This window comes from Ochrobactrum teleogrylli (genome assembly GCF_037482325.1).
In the GTDB taxonomy this organism is placed as follows: domain Bacteria; phylum Pseudomonadota; class Alphaproteobacteria; order Rhizobiales; family Rhizobiaceae; genus Brucella; species Brucella teleogrylli.
Map to the genome: position 1 here is coordinate 329,502 of NZ_JBBHKQ010000001.1, position 16,056 is coordinate 345,557.

Here is a 16,056-nt window from a genome sequence, read left to right on the forward strand (position 1 = left end):
AGAAACAATGGCACTCAAGCATTTTAATCCGACCACGCCGAGCCAGCGTCAGCTGGTCATCGTGGATCGCTCGGAACTCTACAAGGGCAAGCCGGTCAAGTCCCTGACCGAAGGTCTGTCCAAGAAGGGTGGCCGTAACAACACCGGTCGTATCACTGTTCGCTTTCAGGGCGGTGGTCACAAGCGTTCGTACCGCTTCATCGATTTCAAGCGTCGCAAGCTTGACGTCGTGGGCACCGTCGAACGCCTGGAATACGATCCGAACCGCACCGCGTTCATCGCGCTGATCCGTTACGAAGACGGCGAACTCGCATACATCCTGGCTCCGCAGCGTCTTGCTGTCGGCGACAAGGTGATTGCTGGTAATTCCGTCGACGTTAAGCCGGGCAACGCAATGCCGCTTGCTTCGATGCCAGTTGGCACGATCGTCCACAACGTCGAACTGAAGCCTGGTAAGGGCGGTCAGATCGCACGTTCGGCTGGCACCTACGCCCAGCTCGTCGGTCGCGACCAGGGCATGGCGATCCTGCGCCTCAACTCTGGTGAACAGCGTCTGGTTTCCGGCGCCTGCTTCGCTTCGGTTGGTGCAGTTTCGAACCCGGATCACGGCAATATCAACGACGGCAAGGCCGGTCGTTCGGTATGGCGTGGCAAGCGTCCGCACGTTCGCGGTGTTGCAATGAACCCGGTCGATCACCCGCATGGTGGTGGTGAAGGTCGTACCTCGGGTGGTCGTCACCCTGTCACTCCGTGGGGCAAGCCTACGAAGGGCAAGAAGACGCGCTCGAACAAGGCGACTGACAAGTTCATCATGCGTTCGCGCCATCAGCGCAAGAAGTAAGAGAGGTAGTCTAAAGTGGCTCGTTCAGTTTGGAAAGGTCCGTTTGTCGACGGCTATCTTCTCAACAAGGCTGAGAAGGTACGCGAAGGCGGTCGTAACGAAGTTATCAAGATGTGGAGCCGCCGCTCCACCATCCTGCCGCAGTTTGTCGGTCTGACTTTCGGCGTCTACAACGGCAACAAGCATGTGCCGGTGTCGATTTCGGAAGAAATGGTCGGACACAAGTTCGGTGAATTCGCGCCTACGCGTACCTACTACGGTCACGGCGCGGACAAGAAGGCAAAGAGGAAGTAACGATGGGCAAGGCCAAGGCTCCCCGCCAGCTTAAGGATAACGAGGCGAAAGCCGTCGCCCGTACGCTCCGCGTCAGCCCGCAGAAGCTTAACCTTGTCGCGAGCATGATTCGCGGCAAGAAAGTGAATGCGGCACTTGCCGATCTGACGTTCTCGCGCAAGCGGATCGCCGATACGGTTAAGAAGACGCTAGAGTCGGCGATTGCAAACGCTGAAAATAATCACGACCTCGACGTCGATGCTTTGATCGTCGCCGAAGCCTATGTGGGCAAGTCGATCGTCATGAAGCGCTTCCACGTCCGTGGCCGTGGCCGCGCGAGCCGTATCGAGAAGCCGTTTTCGCATCTCACCATTGTTGTCCGCGAAGTCGCGGAAAAAGGGGAGGCCGCATAATGGGTCAGAAGATTAATCCGATCGGTCTTCGTCTCGGCATCAACCGCACCTGGGATTCGCGTTGGTACGCAAATACCGGTGAGTACGGCAAGCTGCTGCATGAAGATGTGAAGATCCGCGAGTTCCTCACCGAGGAACTCAAGCAGGCTGCGATTTCGAAGATCGTAATTGAGCGTCCGCACAAGAAGTGCCGCGTGACGATCCACTCGGCTCGTCCGGGCATCATCATCGGCAAGAAGGGTGCAGACATCGAAAAGCTCCGCAAGAAGCTTTCCGAGATGACCAATGCCGATACTTCGCTCAACATCGTTGAAGTTCGCAAGCCGGAAATCGACGCTACGCTGATCGCTCAGTCGATCGCTCAGCAGCTCGAACGCCGTGTGGCATTCCGTCGCGCCATGAAGCGTGCCGTTCAGTCGGCAATGCGTCTTGGAGCCGAAGGTATCCGTATCAACTGCTCGGGTCGTCTGGGTGGTGCGGAAATCGCTCGCATGGAATGGTACCGTGAAGGTCGCGTTCCGCTTCATACTCTGCGCGCCGATATTGACTACGGTACAGCAGAAGCGAAGACCGCTTATGGTATCTGCGGCGTGAAGGTCTGGGTCTTCAAGGGCGAGATCCTTGAACACGATCCGATGGCTTCCGAACGTCGTGCGGTCGAGGGTGACAATCAGGGTTCCTCGTCGAACCGCCGCCGCGAAAACGCTTAAAAAGCGGGCCGCGGGCGAGAAATTTGGAGTAGAGAACAATGATGCAGCCTAAGCGCACCAAGTTCCGCAAGCAGTTCAAGGGCCGTATCCACGGCAACTCGAAAGGCGGCACGGATCTGAATTTCGGTGCTTTCGGTCTGAAGGCTCTCGAGCCGGAACGCGTCACCGCACGTCAGATCGAAGCGGCTCGCCGCGCGATCACCCGTCACATGAAACGTGCCGGTCGCGTGTGGATCCGCATCTTCCCTGACCTGCCGGTAACTTCGAAGCCTACCGAAGTCCGTATGGGTAAAGGTAAGGGTTCGGTTGACTTCTGGGCATGCCGTGTGGCACCAGGTCGCGTGATGTTTGAGCTTGACGGCGTACCCGAAGATGTGGCACGCGAAGCCCTCAGACTCGGCGCAGCAAAGTTGCCGATCAAGACGCGCTTTATCCAGCGCATTGCTGAATAAGGAGAGGCAACGATGAAAGCCGCAGACGTTCGGGCGAAAAGCACCGATCAGATGAACGACGAGTTGGCCGCACTGAAGAAAGAACAGTTCAATCTGCGCTTTCAGAAGGCTACCGGCCAGCTCGAAAAGACCGCGCGCGTGAAGCAGGTTCGCCGCGACATCGCGCGTATTAAGACTATTGCCCGCCAGAAGGCGGCCGAAAGCAAGGCATAAGGAAAAAATATCATGCCTAAACGCGTTCTGCAGGGCGTTGTCGTCAGCGATAAGAACGACAAGACTGTTGTGGTTAAGGTTGAGCGTCGCTATTCGCATCCGCTCCTCCAGAAGACCGTGCGTCAGTCGAAGAAGTACAAGGCGCATGACGAAAACAACCAGTTCAAGGTTGGTGATTCCGTTTCCATTCAGGAATCGGCTCCGATCTCGAAGGACAAACGCTGGGTCGTTCTGACGAACGAAGCAGCGGGCTAAATTACAAACACGCAGCTTAGGTAGGGCAGGAGCCCTTAACCAGCTGAAGGAAAAGAAGGCGGCCAGTCATGATTCAGATGCAAACAAACCTCGACGTGGCGGATAACTCCGGCGCACGTCGTGTCATGTGCATCAAGGTGCTGGGCGGCTCGAAGCGGCGTTATGCTTCCGTTGGCGACATCATTGTGGTGTCGATCAAGGAAGCTATTCCGCGCGGCCGCGTCAAGAAGGGTGACGTGATGAAGGCGGTTGTTGTACGCACCGCCAAGGACATCCGTCGTCCGGACGGCAGCGTAATTCGTTTTGATAACAACGCAGCTGTTCTCATCGATAACAAGAAAGAGCCTATCGGCACGCGTATCTTCGGACCGGTTCCGCGCGAACTTCGCGCAAAGAACCACATGAAGATCATCTCGCTGGCTCCGGAAGTTCTGTAAGGAAGCACAACGATGCAAAAGATTCGCAAAGGCGACAGCGTTGTCGTGCTGTCCGGTAAGGACAAGGGCCGTAAGGGCGAGGTTCTTAAGGTTATGCCTAAGGACGAGCAGGCGCTCGTTCGTGGCATTAATATTGTGAAGCGTCATCAGCGCCAGACCCAGACCCAGGAAGCCGGCATTATCTCCAAGGAAGCGCCGATCCACCTGTCCAACCTGGCAATTGCTGATCCCAAGGATGGCAAGCCGACCCGCGTCGGTTTCCGCGTTGAGGACGGCAAGAAGGTTCGTGTCGCAAAACGTTCTGGAGCGCTGATCGATGGCTGAAGCTAAGGCACTTCCACGCTTCAAGAAGCTTTATCAGGATAATATCCGTAAAGCGCTCCTTGAAGAGTTCAAATACGACAACGAGATGCAGATTCCACGCATCACGAAGGTTGTCCTCAATATGGGCGTTGGCGAAGCCACCGGCGATTCGAAGAAGCCTTCGGTTGCCGCTGAAGACCTCAGCCAGATTGCCGGCCAGAAGGCCGTCATCACACGCGCCCGTAACTCGATCGCAACCTTCAAGTTGCGTGAAGGCATGCCGATTGGCACGAAGGTTACCCTTCGCCAGGACCGCATGTATGAATTCCTTGATCGTCTGGTGACGATCGCTCTTCCTCGCGTTCGCGACTTCCGCGGCCTGAACCCGAAGAGCTTCGACGGACGTGGCAACTACGCCATGGGCATCAAGGAGCACATCGTGTTCCCCGAAATCAACTACGATAAGGTTGATCAGATCTGGGGCATGGACATCATCGTTTGCACGACCGCCAAGACGGATGATGAAGCGCGCTCTCTTCTGCGTGCATTCAACTTCCCGTTTCGGCAGTAACGGCAAGCGTAGCGAGGTATAGATAACATGGCCAAGACTAGCGCAGTCGAAAAAAACAAGCGCCGCGAAAAGTTGGTTAAGCGTCATGCTGAAAAGCGTGCACGTCTGAAGGCGATCGTAATGGATCAGGGCCTTCCGCTGGAGGAGCGCTTCCGCGCCACTATCCGGCTTGCCGAACTGCCGCGCAATTCGTCGAAGGTTCGTATTCGCAATCGTTGCGAAGTATCGGGCCGTCCGCGTGGTTATTACCGTAAACTGAAGATGTCGCGTATTGCGCTGCGTCAGTTGGGTTCGCTCGGACAGATTCCGGGCGTCGTCAAGTCGAGCTGGTAAGGAGTAGCATATGTCTGTGTCAGATCCTCTCGGCGATATGCTGACCCGTATCCGCAACGCAGTAGGCCGCAAGAAGACCAAGGTTACGACCCCGGCTTCGAAGCTGCGCGCTCGCGTTCTCGATGTTCTTCAGTCTGAAGGTTACATCCGCGGATACTCGCAGAGCGAATTCGTGAACGGCAAGGCCGAGATCGAAATCGAGCTGAAGTATTATGAAGGTGTTCCGGTTATCCGTGAGATCAGCCGCGTATCGAAGCCTGGCCGTCGCGTTTATGTGTCGGTCAAGTCGATCCCGCAGGTTGCAAACGGCCTCGGCATCTCGATCCTCTCCACGCCGAAGGGCGTAATGGCGGATCATGAAGCCCGTGAACAAAACGTTGGTGGTGAGCTGCTCTGCCGCATCTTCTGATGCGGTTGACAGCGAACAGATAAAAGACAGGTATTAAAATGTCTCGTATCGGTAAAAAACCCGTGCCGGTCCCGGCAGGCGTGACCGCCAGTGTTGATGGGCAGATCGTCAAGGCCAAGGGCGCGAAGGGTGAACTCTCCTTCGTCGTGCACGATGAAGTTCTGGTCAAGATGGAAGACGGCGCTATCAGCGTCGATCCGCGCGACCAGTCGAAGGAAGCTCGTTCGAAGTGGGGCATGTCCCGCACGATGATCTCCAACATTTTTGTTGGCGTGAAGGACGGCTTCGAGAAGAAGCTCGAAATCAGCGGCGTCGGTTACCGCGCTGCCATGCAGGGCAAGAACCTGCAGCTCTCTCTCGGCTTCAGCCATGAAGTGGTCTATGACGTGCCTGCTGGCATCACTGTTGCCGTGCCGAAGCCGACGGAAATCGTCGTCACCGGTATCGACAAGCAGCAGGTCGGTCAGGTCGCGGCTGAGATCCGCGAATATCGCGGCCCCGAGCCTTACAAGGGCAAGGGCGTCAAGTATGCTGGCGAGAAGATCGTCCGCAAAGAAGGCAAGAAGAAGTAAGGGAAGCGCGTCATGGCATCGCCAAAAGAAACTTTGCAGCGTCGCGCTGCTCGCGTGCGCCGTCAGCTCAAGTCTGCCGCCAACGGCCGACCACGCCTCAGCGTACACCGCTCTTCGAAGAACATCTACGCCCAGATCATCGACGACGTCCGCGGCGTTACGCTTGCGGCCGCTTCGACCCTCGATGGCGACCTCAAGGGCAAGCTCAAGACCGGCGCAGACCAGGCAGCAGCAGCTGCCGTTGGCAAGCTGGTTGCTGAGCGCGCCGTCAAGGCTGGCGTTAAGGACGTAGTGTTCGACCGTGGTGCATTTATTTTCCACGGCCGCGTGAAGGCTCTCGCCGAAGCTGCCCGCGAAAGCGGCCTCAGCTTCTAATAGAAGTTTGTGCTTCCGGAAAAGAAAAAAGGAAATCAGGATATGGCACAGAGAGAACGTAACCGCGAAGACCGCGGTCGCGAGGAGCGCGACAGCGAGTTCGTTGACAAGCTCGTTCACATCAATCGCGTAGCCAAGGTCGTCAAGGGCGGCCGTCGCTTCGGTTTTGCTGCTCTCGTCGTCGTTGGCGATCAGAAGGGCCGCGTAGGCTTCGGTCATGGCAAGGCACGTGAAGTGCCGGAAGCTATCCGTAAGGCTACCGAAGCTGCCAAGCGCGACATGATCTTCGTTCCGCTGCGTTCGGGTCGTACTCTGCATCATGACGTCGAAGGCCGTCACGGTGCTGGCAAGGTTCTGCTCCGTGCAGCTCCTGCCGGTAAGGGTATCATCGCCGGTGGTCCGATGCGTGCAGTGTTCGAAACGCTCGGCGTTCAGGACGTTGTCGCCAAGTCGCTCGGTTCGTCGAACCCATACAACATGGTTCGCGCGACGTTTGATGCTCTCAAGCATCAGATGCATCCGAAGGATATCGCGGCACAGCGCGGCATCAAGTACTCGACCCTTCAGGCTCGCCGCCATGATGTGGTCGGTTCGGAAGAATAGCCGATAGTTTGTGTTAGTCCGGGGTCTGACAGTTTCTGCAAGAATTTGCATTCGACACTGAAACAGGCCACCGGATACGCCATAGACAAAGGATTTGAGTGATGGCTGAGAAGAAGGGTAAGACGGTTACGGTCGAACAGATCGGAAGCCCTATCCGTCGTCCAGCCGAACAGCGTGCAACGCTGATCGGCCTCGGACTTAATAAAATGCACCGCCGCCGCACGCTGGAGGATACTCCTTCGGTTCGTGGCATGATCGCCAAGGTTCAGCATCTCGTCCGCATCGTGGACGAGGCCTGATAACGCAGGGGATAGAGACATGAAACTCAACGATCTGCGTGACAAGCCAGGTTCCGTCAAGGCGCGCAAGCGCGTTGGCCGTGGTATCGGCTCGGGCACAGGTAAAACCGCTGGCCGCGGCGTCAAGGGTCAGAAGTCCCGTTCGGGCGTCTCGATCAATGGCTTCGAAGGCGGCCAGATGCCAATCTACCGTCGTCTGCCGAAGCGCGGCTTCACCAACATCTTTGCAAAGAGCTTCAACGTTGTGTCGCTCGGCCGTGTTCAGGCCGCTATCGACGCCGGCAAGCTGGACGCCAAGGCTGTTGTGAACCTCGAAGCGCTGAAGGCTGCTGGTGTGATTCGTCGCGCCAAGGACGGCGTTCGCATTCTTTCGGATGGCGAACTGAAGGCAAAGGTAACCTTTGAGGTTGCTGGCGCTTCCAAGTCGGCAGTCGAGAAGATCGAAAAGGCTGGCGGTAGCATTAAGCTTCCTGAAGTAGCAGCTGCCGAATAAGGCTTCTGCATCAAAATTATAAGCGGCGGCCCAGGGCAATTCCGGGAAAGATGCAGTGCATTTTTCCATTTGGAACTGCGATAAAAACTGGGCCGCCGCTTGCACATTTATGCCAATGCGCATATCTGGGTTGGGTCTTCTTGTCCGGAAGGACGCGGGTTGATTAAACGCGTGTCGATGGGAGTAGGGGACCGGAGACTTTTCACCGGAGAAATTTAATGGCATCGGCTGCTGAACAGCTAGTTTCCAATCTCAATTTCTCGGCTTTCTCGAAAGCTGATGAACTCAAGAAGCGCATCTGGTTCACACTGGGCGCTTTGCTCGTATATCGGTTCGGCACCTATATTCCGCTTCCGGGAATCAATCCTGACGCTCTTGCGCAGGCTTTCCAGCAGCATAGTCAGGGTGTACTCGGACTTTTCAACATGTTCGCCGGTGGCGCCGTTGGTCGTATGGCCATTTTCGCGCTCGGCATCATGCCTTACATCTCGGCTTCCATCATCGTGCAGCTCATGACGTCGGTTGTTCCGTCGCTTGAAGCGCTGAAGAAGGAAGGCGAGGCGGGTCGCAAGATCATCAATCAGTATACGCGTTACGGCACCGTGCTTCTGGCGCTTGTGCAGGCCTATGCCATTTCGGTGGGCTTGCAGTCGGGTAACGGCATTGTCATGAATCCGGGGCCGTTCTTCATCGTTTCATCGGTGATTACGCTCGTTGGCGGCACCATGTTCCTGATGTGGCTCGGTGAGCAGATCACGGCACGCGGTATCGGCAACGGTATCTCGCTCATCATCTTCTCCGGTATCGTCGCGAACCTTCCGCATGCCATTTCCGGCACGCTGGAACTGGGCCGTACCGGCGCTCTGTCGACGGGCCTCATTCTGGGCGTCATCGTGCTCGCAATCGCCTTGATTGCGGTCATCGTGTTCGTCGAGCGCGCTCAGCGCCGTCTTCTGATCCAGTATCCGAAGCGTCAGGTTGGCAACCGTATGTTCCAGGGCGACACGTCGCATCTGCCGCTGAAGCTCAATACTGCAGGCGTCATTCCGCCGATCTTCGCATCGTCGCTGTTGCTTCTGCCCGCGACCGTTGCTGGCTTTGCCAACACGACGGAAATGCCTGCCTGGGCTACCACGGTTCTCAACGCATTGGGCCATGGACAGCCGCTTTACATGCTGTTCTACGCTGGCTTGATGGCGTTCTTCTGCTTCTTCTACACGGCCATCGTGTTCAATCCCAAGGACACGGCTGACCAGCTCAAGAAGCATTCCGGCTTCATCCCGGGCATTCGCCCCGGTGAGCGGACTGCGGAATATATAGACTATGTGTTGACCCGCATCACGGTTGTCGGCGCCATCTATATTATGCTTGTCTGTCTTCTGCCGGAATTCCTGATTTCCGCGACCGGCGTGCCGTTCTATCTTGGCGGTACATCGCTGCTAATTGTCGTGAGCGTTACGCTCGATACGGTTGCGCAAGTTCAGGGACATCTTATCGCCCATCAGTATGAAGGGCTGATCAAGAAGTCCAAACTCAGAGGTGGGAAACGCAATAAATGAGACTGATACTTCTTGGGCCGCCCGGAGCAGGTAAGGGGACGCAGGCTGGACTTCTTACCAAGAAGCATGGAATTCCGCAGCTTTCGACTGGCGATATGCTGCGTTCGGCAGTCGCTCAGCAGAGCGAAGTCGGAAAGCGCGCCAAGGCGGTCATGGATGCCGGTCAGCTGGTTTCCGACGAGATCGTCAACCAGATCGTGTCGGAGCGCATCGACGCTCCGGATTGCGCGAACGGTTTCATTCTCGACGGCTACCCGCGTACGGTTCCGCAAGCTGAAGCTCTCGGCGGAATGCTCGCAAACAAAGGCCTGAAGCTCGATGCAGTCATCGAGTTGAAGGTTGATGAGAATGCCCTGGTCAAGCGGATGGAGAGCCGCGTGGCCGAAACGATCGCCAAGGGCGGTCAGGTGCGTTCGGACGACAATCCGGAAGCTTTCCGCAAGCGTCTGATCGAGTATCGCGAAAAGACCGCGCCGCTTTCGAGCTATTACGCCGGAACCGGTGAACTGCGTGTCCTCAACGGCATGGCGCCGGTTGAAGAAGTGACTGCCGAAATCGAGAGAATTCTCGTTCCGGCGTGAAGGCTTGGACGAACGCATCGGCCCAAAAATCGGGATCGTTTTTTGGAAAGCACGATGCGCAGATTCAAACACGGGCAGAAAAGCGGTTAGCGTTTTCTGCCCGTTTATTGCTTCCAGAAGTCGATTCGATTGTCTGTAAGGCCGGTTTAACGGCTTTACGAACGTTTAAGAGTTGACTTTTTCGGGCGATTCCGTCAAAGACTGCGCCACTTCATTTGGTTTTGAATGGCAGGTAGCGGCGGAAATCGAAAAGAGGCCGATACCGGTCATTTTATGCTGTCTGGGGGATTAGTCTTTCAGGCGGAAGTGATTAACATTAAGGAGAACAGACGTGGCACGTATCGCTGGCGTCAACATCCCGACGAACAAGCGCGTTGTTATTGCGCTTCAGTACATCCACGGGATTGGACCGAAATTTGCTCGGGAAATCGTAACGAAGGTTGGCATTGCCGACGAACGTCGCGTTAACCAGCTGACGGATGCTGAAGTCCTTCAGATCCGCGAAGCAATCGATGCTGACTACCAGGTCGAAGGTGACCTGCGTCGTGAAGTTTCGATGAACATCAAGCGCCTGATGGACCTGGGTTGCTACCGCGGCCTGCGTCATCGTCGTTCGCTGCCGGTTCGCGGCCAGCGCACGCATACCAACGCACGCACCCGTAAGGGTCCGGCGAAGGCTATCGCAGGCAAGAAGAAGTAATTTCGACGGAACGTTTCGTTCCGTCGGGCCTTTCCGGTGCGCCGGTTGGGTTTGATACTGGTCCTTTCGTGAGGACCGGTGTAGCCGCTGGAATTACGGCGGTGTAGAGATCGATTGAAAGGACTATCATGGCCAAGGAAGCCACGCGCGTTCGCCGTCGCGAGCGTAAAAACATCTCGTCGGGCGTTGCCCACGTAAATTCGACGTTCAACAACACCATGATCACCATCACGGACGCTCAGGGCAATGCGATTGCCTGGTCTTCCGCAGGTGCTCAGGGTTTCAAGGGTTCGCGTAAGTCGACCCCGTTTGCCGCACAGATCGCTGCCGAAGATTGCGCCAAGAAGGCTCAGGAACACGGCATGCGCTCCCTCGAAGTCGAGGTTTGCGGACCGGGTTCTGGCCGTGAATCCGCGCTGCGCGCCCTTCAGGCTGCCGGCTTTGTGATCACGTCGATCCGCGATGTTACGCCGATCCCGCACAACGGTTGCCGTCCGCGCAAGAAGCGCCGGGTCTAATCCTCGTTCACATGCCGCACGAACCCTGGAGCAATTCAGGGTTCCTCTGCGGTTTCTACACTTGATCGCTACGATAGGATGGTAGCGACGATTGATAGAGGGATACTTACATGATCCAGAAGAACTGGCAGGAACTGATCAAGCCGAACAAGGTGGAATTTATCACCCACGGCTCCCGCACGCATGCAACCGTCGTTGCTGAACCGCTAGAACGCGGTTTCGGTCTGACGCTCGGCAATGCTCTGCGTCGCGTGCTTCTGTCGTCGCTGCGCGGCGCTGCCGTGACCGCCGTACAGATCGACGGCGTTCTGCATGAATTCTCTTCTATTCCGGGCGTCCGCGAAGACGTTACGGATATCGTTCTGAACGTCAAGGAAATCGCCATCCGTATGGAAGGTGAGGGCCCGAAGCGCATGGTCGTCCGCAAGGAAGGCCCAGGCGTCGTTACGGCTGGCGACATTCAGACTGTCGGCGATGTCGAAATCCTGAACCCGGATCACGTCATCTGCACGCTGGATGAAGGCGCTGAAATCCGCATGGAATTCACTGTCAACACCGGCAAGGGCTATGTGCCTGCCGACCGCAACCGTGCGGAAGATGCTCCGATTGGGCTTATCCCGGTCGACAGCCTGTATTCCCCGGTTCGCAAGGTGTCGTACAAGATCGAGAACACCCGTGAAGGCCAGGTTCTCGATTATGACAAGCTGACGCTGAACATCGAGACCAACGGTTCGGTCACGGGTGAAGACGCAGTGGCTTATGCTGCTCGTATTCTCCAGGACCAGCTGGCGATCTTCGTCAACTTCGAAGAGCCTCAGAAGGAAGCTCCGCAGGAACAGGTTGCGGAACTCGCTTTCAACCCGGCTCTGCTCAAGAAGGTGGACGAGCTCGAGCTGTCTGTCCGTTCGGCAAACTGCCTGAAGAACGACAACATCGTCTACATCGGCGATCTGATCCAGAAGACGGAAGCCGAGATGCTGCGGACTCCGAATTTCGGCCGCAAGTCGCTCAACGAGATCAAGGAAGTTCTCGCGTCGATGGGTCTCCATCTTGGTATGGAAATCCCGTCCTGGCCGCCTGAAAATATCGAAGATCTCGCAAAGCGCTACGAAGACCAATACTAAGCATTTCCAGCGAAAGTGCGAAGCGGTTTCGCGCGGGATAATGCTTGAATTAAAGACCAGCATTTCCAGCGAAAGTGCGAAGCGGTTTCGCGTCGGACAATGCGTTAATCGAAAATAAGACCGGCATATCCCGGTACGTTACGAATTAAAGGAGAAGGCCATGCGCCACGGTAATGGACAGCGTAAGCTGAACCGCACTGCCTCGCATCGCAAGGCAATGTTCGCCAACATGGCGGCTTCGCTCATCGAGCACGAACAGATTGTGACCACGCTTCCGAAAGCCAAGGAAATCCGTCCAATCGTTGAAAAGCTTGTCACGCTCGGCAAGCGCGGCGATCTGCATGCACGCCGTCAGGCTATCTCGGCTATCCGCGACGTTAAGGTCGTGGCTAAGCTGTTCGATACGCTGGCTACGCGCTATGCAACCCGCAACGGCGGCTACATCCGCATCATGAAGGCTGGCTTCCGCGCTGGCGACAACGCGCCTCTGGCCGTTGTTGAATTCGTGGAACGCGATGTCGATGCAAAGGGCAAGGCTGACCGCGCCCGCGTCGAAGCTCAAGCTGCTGCTGAAGCCGACGCTGCGTAATTCACGCTGATAAAGATTTAAAAAGGGCCGCCTTGTGCGGCCCTTTTTATTTGCGCTGCTGCTTGCATATGCGGCCACACGTTGATGTGACGGAAAATTGCACCGGCTTTTTGCATGTGGTCACAATGTGGCCCTTTATCCTTGGCCTCACTTCATTACATATGGACAACGAGCCCCGTATTCCTCCATTGGGAGTTGAACGGGAAGGCTGGGAAAGCGCGGAGTTTGTGCATGAATTGGCGACGTTTCGGAATCACGGGCATCATTCTGGCATCGATTGGCATGGCAGGACTGCCAGCCATAGCGCAGGATGCGCCAGCACCGGCAAAGCAGATACCGCTCAGCCGGGCTGATATGCAGCTTTCCTTCGCCCCTTTGGTCAAGGAAACCACACCCGCCGTTGTCAATGTCTACGCTGCGCGACAGGTGCAGGCTCAGGCGCAGTCGCCATTTGCGGGCGATCCCTTCTTTGAGCAGTTCTTCGGCAGGCAGTTTCGCGACACCAAGCCCCGCATCCAGCAGTCACTCGGCTCCGGCGTTATTGTCGATGCGTCGGGCATCGTCGTGACCAATAATCACGTCATCAAGGACGCGGACGAAATCAAGGTCGCGCTGTCCGATGGCCGGGAATTCGAAAGCAAGCTTCTGCTGCGCGATGAGACCACAGATCTGGCCGTCTTGAAAATCGAATCCAAGGAGAAATTTCCGGTCCTGTCGTTGGGTAATTCCGACGAAGTGGAAGTGGGCGATCTTGTGCTTGCTGTCGGCAACCCGTTTGGCGTCGGTCAGACCGTGACGAGCGGCATCGTCTCGGCGCAATCGCGCACGCAGGTCGGTATTTCCGACTTCGATTTCTTTATTCAGACAGATGCTGCGATCAATCCCGGCAATTCCGGCGGTGCTCTGGTGGATATGCGCGGGCGGCTGATCGGGATCAATACGGCGATCTATTCGCGTTCCGGCGGTTCTGTCGGCATTGGCTTCGCCATTCCGTCTAATATGGTGCGCGCTGTGATTCAGGCCGCGCAAAGCGGCAGCAGCAGCTTCGAACGCCCTTATATCGGTGCGACCTTTCAGGGCGTGACGGCGGATATAGCCGAAGGCCTCGGCATGGAGAAGCCTTATGGCGCCCTGATTACGGCGGTTGCCAAAGGCGGACCGGCTGAAGCCGCAGGCTTGAAGGTTGGCGATGTGGTGCTTTCCGTGCAGGGTACGCGCATCGATAATCAGGATGTGCTCGGCTATCGTCTTTCGACCGCCGGCATCGACAGCACGGTGTCCATTGCGATCCTGCGTGGTGGCGAAAATCTGACCCTGCCGGTCAAGCTGACCAAAGCACCCGAGGTGAAGCAAACCGCGCCTTTGGTTATTGAGGGTGATAACCCATTTGCCGGTGCCGCTGTGCAGGAGCTGACGCCGTCCACTGCCGCAAAATTGCGCCTGAAGCGCGATGCAAACGGCGTGGCGGTGATGGATGTTTATTCCGGCTCGCCAGCCGCACGGCTGGGCTTACGCCCCGGCGATATCATTCGCAACCTGAATGGCAATGTGATCCGCAGCGTAACCGATCTTTCTTCGGTCCTGAATGCGGGCCGCGGTCTGGCATGGCGTATGGAAATCGAACGCAACGGCACGCTCCTGCGCCAGTTCGTTCGATAAACCGGCTACAGAAAGTTGCATGCCGCTTCAGGTAAGCTTATGCCTTCATGTCTGATCCAAAAGTCGCCATGCCGGGCTGCAAATGGCAATTTCTGCGCTTACCTAGGCTCACGTACCCTAATGTACGCTGCGCTCCGGTTCTCGAAATCACCATTTTCCCCACGGCCTGCCGCTTTTTGATTTAGACACTGAAGCGGCATTTATTTTTCGACAGAGTCATCGAATGAGCGATCTTTTTTCATCGGCGTCAGACCCGAATGCGGACCGTAATCGTCCGCTGGCCGACCGTCTGCGTCCGAAGCATCTGTCTGAGGTCACCGGTCAGGAACATCTGACCGGGCCGGAAGGCGTGTTGACGCGCATGATCGCATCCGGTTCGCTCGGTTCGATGATTTTCTGGGGGCCGCCCGGAACCGGTAAAACCACCGTTGCCCGACTGCTGGCTGGCGAAACCGATCTTGCCTTCGAGCAGATTTCTGCAATCTTTTCCGGTGTTGCCGATCTCAAGAAAGTTTTTGAGACGGCCCGCGCGCGGCGCATGTCCGGGCGGCAGACCTTGCTGTTTGTCGACGAAATTCATCGCTTCAATCGTGCGCAGCAAGATTCCTTCCTGCCGGTGATGGAAGACGGCACCGTCATCCTGATTGGCGCGACCACCGAAAATCCATCATTCGAACTCAATGCCGCTCTTTTGTCGCGCGCGCGGGTGCTGACCTTTCATCCGCATGACGCGGAGAGTATTGCGACGCTGCTGATCCGCGCCGAAGAGCAGGAAGGCCGTCCGCTGCCGCTGGATGAGGAGGCGAGGGCGAGCCTTATCCGTATGGCCGACGGGGATGGCCGTGCTGCATTGACGCTGGCCGAGGAAATCTGGCGTGCCGCAAGGCCAGACGAGGTCTTTACGGTAGAAAAACTTCAGGACGTGGTGCAGCGTCGTGCGCCGGTCTACGACAAGAGCCAGGACGGGCATTTCAATCTGATCTCGGCGCTGCATAAATCGGTGCGCGGGTCTGATCCCGACGCGGCGCTTTATTATCTGTCGCGCATGTTCGATGCAGGGGAAGACCCGCTTTATCTCGGGCGGCGCCTGGTGCGTATGGCGGTTGAAGATATCGGGCTGGCAGATCCGCAGGCGCTCGTCATCTGCAACGCGGCCAAGGATGCCTATGACTATCTGGGTTCGCCGGAAGGTGAACTGGCGCTGGCGCAGGCCTGCGTTTATCTGGCAACCGCACCAAAGTCGAATGCCGTTTACTTGGCTTATAAAGCTGCGATGCGCGCAGCCAAGGAAAATGGCTCTCTGGTGCCGCCAAAGCATATTTTGAACGCTCCTACCAAGCTGATGAAGAACGAGGGCTATGGCGACGGTTACGCCTATGACCACGATCAGCCTGATGCTTTTTCGGGTCAGGATTATTTCCCCGAAAGTCTCGGACGGCAGAAATTCTATGATCCGCCGGAGCGCGGCTTTGAACGCGATATCCGCAAACGGCTCGACTATTGGGCACGTCTGCGCCAGGAGCGTCAGGGCAGGAACCGATAGGCCTGCCCGCTTGTCGCTCAATGCAATAGTGCAGCATGCCGTACAGGATTGCCGTGATCGTAATCGCAAAGGCTGGGTGCCAGCCCCGATAGTACGAATAGGCAAGCAGGCGCCCCTGATCATGCCGCGAAACAACACTTCTCCCGCAAAGGCGACGAAGACGAGATTGTTGACGGCCCAGATCCCCAAATAGGGCATGATCTTCGGGTCGAACTTCATATAGCCGATCGC

25 protein-coding genes are annotated in these 16,056 nt (G+C 56.7%); all 25 read left to right on the plus strand.

Features of this window, described 5'->3' with window-relative positions:
• Positions 1–7: 7 nt before the first annotated feature.
• The 25 genes from rplB to WIX40_RS01740 all read left to right on the plus strand — a co-directional run bounded on the left by rplB (position 8) and on the right by WIX40_RS01740 (position 15,825).
• Entirely contained in the window at positions 8–841 is an 834-nt protein-coding gene (rplB, locus tag WIX40_RS01620) for a 50S ribosomal protein L2 (RefSeq protein WP_109369227.1), read from the plus strand.
• A 15-nt stretch (positions 842–856) separates the two neighbouring features.
• A complete protein-coding gene (rpsS, locus tag WIX40_RS01625) occupies positions 857–1,135 on the plus strand; it encodes a 30S ribosomal protein S19 (RefSeq protein ID WP_109369226.1) in 279 nt (92 codons plus the stop codon).
• 2 nt (positions 1,136–1,137) lie between these two features.
• The gene (gene rplV, locus WIX40_RS01630; protein ID WP_109369225.1) at positions 1,138–1,527 is read left to right on the plus strand and encodes a 50S ribosomal protein L22; all 390 of its coding nucleotides are present in this window, start codon (positions 1,138–1,140) and stop codon (positions 1,525–1,527) included.
• Entirely contained in the window at positions 1,527–2,237 is a 711-nt protein-coding gene (rpsC, locus tag WIX40_RS01635; protein WP_006467024.1) for a 30S ribosomal protein S3, read from the plus strand. The genes rplV and rpsC overlap by 1 nt, the downstream gene beginning before the upstream one ends.
• 38 nt (positions 2,238–2,275) lie before the next feature.
• Complete coding sequence (rplP, locus tag WIX40_RS01640; protein ID WP_109369224.1) at positions 2,276–2,689, plus strand: 50S ribosomal protein L16; 414 nt, start codon at positions 2,276–2,278, stop codon at positions 2,687–2,689.
• A gap of 12 nt (positions 2,690–2,701) precedes the next feature.
• Complete coding sequence (gene rpmC, locus WIX40_RS01645) at positions 2,702–2,902, plus strand: 50S ribosomal protein L29 (protein ID WP_078340776.1); 201 nt, start codon at positions 2,702–2,704, stop codon at positions 2,900–2,902.
• A gap of 12 nt (positions 2,903–2,914) precedes the next feature.
• Positions 2,915–3,157 (plus strand): 30S ribosomal protein S17, encoded by a 243-nt coding sequence (rpsQ, locus tag WIX40_RS01650; protein WP_109369223.1) that lies wholly within the window; start codon positions 2,915–2,917, stop codon positions 3,155–3,157.
• Positions 3,158–3,225: 68 nt separating this feature from the next.
• Positions 3,226–3,594, plus strand: coding sequence for a 50S ribosomal protein L14 (rplN, locus tag WIX40_RS01655; RefSeq protein ID WP_004683923.1), 369 nt, complete (start codon positions 3,226–3,228; stop codon positions 3,592–3,594).
• 12 nt (positions 3,595–3,606) lie between these two features.
• Entirely contained in the window at positions 3,607–3,918 is a 312-nt protein-coding gene (gene rplX, locus WIX40_RS01660; protein ID WP_006467020.1) for a 50S ribosomal protein L24, read from the plus strand.
• Positions 3,911–4,468, plus strand: a complete 558-nt coding sequence (gene rplE / locus WIX40_RS01665; protein ID WP_109369222.1) for a 50S ribosomal protein L5 — start codon at positions 3,911–3,913, stop codon at positions 4,466–4,468. The genes rplX and rplE overlap by 8 nt, the downstream gene beginning before the upstream one ends.
• Positions 4,469–4,495: 27 nt before the next feature.
• Complete coding sequence (gene rpsN / locus WIX40_RS01670; protein WP_109369221.1) at positions 4,496–4,801, plus strand: 30S ribosomal protein S14; 306 nt, start codon at positions 4,496–4,498, stop codon at positions 4,799–4,801.
• Positions 4,802–4,811: 10 nt separating this feature from the next.
• Positions 4,812–5,210: a 30S ribosomal protein S8 gene (gene rpsH / locus WIX40_RS01675; RefSeq protein WP_078340781.1), complete on the plus strand. Its 399-nt coding sequence runs from the start codon at positions 4,812–4,814 to the stop codon at positions 5,208–5,210.
• Positions 5,211–5,248: 38 nt separating this feature from the next.
• Positions 5,249–5,782: a 50S ribosomal protein L6 gene (gene rplF, locus WIX40_RS01680; RefSeq protein WP_109369220.1), complete on the plus strand. Its 534-nt coding sequence runs from the start codon at positions 5,249–5,251 to the stop codon at positions 5,780–5,782.
• Positions 5,783–5,794: 12 nt separating this feature from the next.
• Positions 5,795–6,157: a 50S ribosomal protein L18 gene (gene rplR / locus WIX40_RS01685; RefSeq protein ID WP_078340783.1), complete on the plus strand. Its 363-nt coding sequence runs from the start codon at positions 5,795–5,797 to the stop codon at positions 6,155–6,157.
• A gap of 42 nt (positions 6,158–6,199) precedes the next feature.
• Positions 6,200–6,760, plus strand: coding sequence for a 30S ribosomal protein S5 (rpsE, locus tag WIX40_RS01690; protein ID WP_006467009.1), 561 nt, complete (start codon positions 6,200–6,202; stop codon positions 6,758–6,760).
• A 101-nt stretch (positions 6,761–6,861) separates the two neighbouring features.
• On the plus strand, positions 6,862–7,059 hold the full coding sequence (gene rpmD, locus WIX40_RS01695) for a 50S ribosomal protein L30 (RefSeq protein ID WP_078340784.1): 198 nt from the start codon (positions 6,862–6,864) through the stop codon (positions 7,057–7,059).
• Between the two features lie 19 nt (positions 7,060–7,078).
• Positions 7,079–7,552, plus strand: a complete 474-nt coding sequence (rplO, locus tag WIX40_RS01700) for a 50S ribosomal protein L15 (RefSeq protein WP_109369219.1) — start codon at positions 7,079–7,081, stop codon at positions 7,550–7,552.
• 218 nt (positions 7,553–7,770) lie between these two features.
• Positions 7,771–9,111, plus strand: a complete 1,341-nt coding sequence (gene secY / locus WIX40_RS01705) for a preprotein translocase subunit SecY (protein WP_109369218.1) — start codon at positions 7,771–7,773, stop codon at positions 9,109–9,111.
• The gene (locus tag WIX40_RS01710) at positions 9,108–9,692 is read left to right on the plus strand and encodes an adenylate kinase (RefSeq protein ID WP_109369217.1); all 585 of its coding nucleotides are present in this window, start codon (positions 9,108–9,110) and stop codon (positions 9,690–9,692) included. The genes secY and WIX40_RS01710 overlap by 4 nt, the downstream gene beginning before the upstream one ends.
• Before the next feature lie 331 nt (positions 9,693–10,023).
• A complete protein-coding gene (gene rpsM / locus WIX40_RS01715; RefSeq protein WP_109369216.1) occupies positions 10,024–10,392 on the plus strand; it encodes a 30S ribosomal protein S13 in 369 nt (122 codons plus the stop codon).
• Between the two features lie 128 nt (positions 10,393–10,520).
• Positions 10,521–10,910 carry a 30S ribosomal protein S11 gene (gene rpsK, locus WIX40_RS01720; protein ID WP_002964339.1) on the plus strand — a complete coding sequence of 130 codons (390 nt, stop codon included), beginning with the start codon at positions 10,521–10,523 and terminating at the stop codon, positions 10,908–10,910.
• Positions 10,911–11,020: 110 nt separating this feature from the next.
• Entirely contained in the window at positions 11,021–12,034 is a 1,014-nt protein-coding gene (locus WIX40_RS01725) for a DNA-directed RNA polymerase subunit alpha (protein ID WP_109369215.1), read from the plus strand.
• Between the two features lie 160 nt (positions 12,035–12,194).
• The gene (gene rplQ, locus WIX40_RS01730; protein WP_109369214.1) at positions 12,195–12,623 is read left to right on the plus strand and encodes a 50S ribosomal protein L17; all 429 of its coding nucleotides are present in this window, start codon (positions 12,195–12,197) and stop codon (positions 12,621–12,623) included.
• A 231-nt stretch (positions 12,624–12,854) separates the two neighbouring features.
• Positions 12,855–14,282 (plus strand): DegQ family serine endoprotease, encoded by a 1,428-nt coding sequence (locus WIX40_RS01735; RefSeq protein ID WP_109369213.1) that lies wholly within the window; start codon positions 12,855–12,857, stop codon positions 14,280–14,282.
• A 223-nt stretch (positions 14,283–14,505) separates the two neighbouring features.
• On the plus strand, positions 14,506–15,825 hold the full coding sequence (locus WIX40_RS01740) for a replication-associated recombination protein A (RefSeq protein WP_339438140.1): 1,320 nt from the start codon (positions 14,506–14,508) through the stop codon (positions 15,823–15,825).
• The last annotated feature ends 231 nt before the right edge of the window (positions 15,826–16,056 follow it).

Coding starts and splice junctions, on each gene's coding strand:
- rplP (WP_109369224.1), top strand. CDS start 2,276: ATGATGCAGCCTAAGCGCACCAAGTTCCGCAAGCAGTTCAAGGGCCGT.
- rplB (WP_109369227.1), top strand. CDS start 8: ATGGCACTCAAGCATTTTAATCCGACCACGCCGAGCCAGCGTCAGCTG.
- rpmD (WP_078340784.1), top strand. CDS start 6,862: ATGGCTGAGAAGAAGGGTAAGACGGTTACGGTCGAACAGATCGGAAGC.
- rplF (WP_109369220.1), top strand. CDS start 5,249: ATGTCTCGTATCGGTAAAAAACCCGTGCCGGTCCCGGCAGGCGTGACC.
- rplO (WP_109369219.1), top strand. CDS start 7,079: ATGAAACTCAACGATCTGCGTGACAAGCCAGGTTCCGTCAAGGCGCGC.
- secY (WP_109369218.1), top strand. CDS start 7,771: ATGGCATCGGCTGCTGAACAGCTAGTTTCCAATCTCAATTTCTCGGCT.
- rpsC (WP_006467024.1), top strand. CDS start 1,527: ATGGGTCAGAAGATTAATCCGATCGGTCTTCGTCTCGGCATCAACCGC.
- rplQ (WP_109369214.1), top strand. CDS start 12,195: ATGCGCCACGGTAATGGACAGCGTAAGCTGAACCGCACTGCCTCGCAT.
- rpsQ (WP_109369223.1), top strand. CDS start 2,915: ATGCCTAAACGCGTTCTGCAGGGCGTTGTCGTCAGCGATAAGAACGAC.
- rplR (WP_078340783.1), top strand. CDS start 5,795: ATGGCATCGCCAAAAGAAACTTTGCAGCGTCGCGCTGCTCGCGTGCGC.
- WIX40_RS01740 (WP_339438140.1), top strand. CDS start 14,506: ATGAGCGATCTTTTTTCATCGGCGTCAGACCCGAATGCGGACCGTAAT.
- rpsH (WP_078340781.1), top strand. CDS start 4,812: ATGTCTGTGTCAGATCCTCTCGGCGATATGCTGACCCGTATCCGCAAC.
- rpmC (WP_078340776.1), top strand. CDS start 2,702: ATGAAAGCCGCAGACGTTCGGGCGAAAAGCACCGATCAGATGAACGAC.
- rpsK (WP_002964339.1), top strand. CDS start 10,521: ATGGCCAAGGAAGCCACGCGCGTTCGCCGTCGCGAGCGTAAAAACATC.
- WIX40_RS01735 (WP_109369213.1), top strand. CDS start 12,855: ATGAATTGGCGACGTTTCGGAATCACGGGCATCATTCTGGCATCGATT.
- rplN (WP_004683923.1), top strand. CDS start 3,226: ATGATTCAGATGCAAACAAACCTCGACGTGGCGGATAACTCCGGCGCA.
- rpsE (WP_006467009.1), top strand. CDS start 6,200: ATGGCACAGAGAGAACGTAACCGCGAAGACCGCGGTCGCGAGGAGCGC.
- rpsN (WP_109369221.1), top strand. CDS start 4,496: ATGGCCAAGACTAGCGCAGTCGAAAAAAACAAGCGCCGCGAAAAGTTG.
- rplE (WP_109369222.1), top strand. CDS start 3,911: ATGGCTGAAGCTAAGGCACTTCCACGCTTCAAGAAGCTTTATCAGGAT.
- rplX (WP_006467020.1), top strand. CDS start 3,607: ATGCAAAAGATTCGCAAAGGCGACAGCGTTGTCGTGCTGTCCGGTAAG.
- WIX40_RS01725 (WP_109369215.1), top strand. CDS start 11,021: ATGATCCAGAAGAACTGGCAGGAACTGATCAAGCCGAACAAGGTGGAA.
- rplV (WP_109369225.1), top strand. CDS start 1,138: ATGGGCAAGGCCAAGGCTCCCCGCCAGCTTAAGGATAACGAGGCGAAA.
- WIX40_RS01710 (WP_109369217.1), top strand. CDS start 9,108: ATGAGACTGATACTTCTTGGGCCGCCCGGAGCAGGTAAGGGGACGCAG.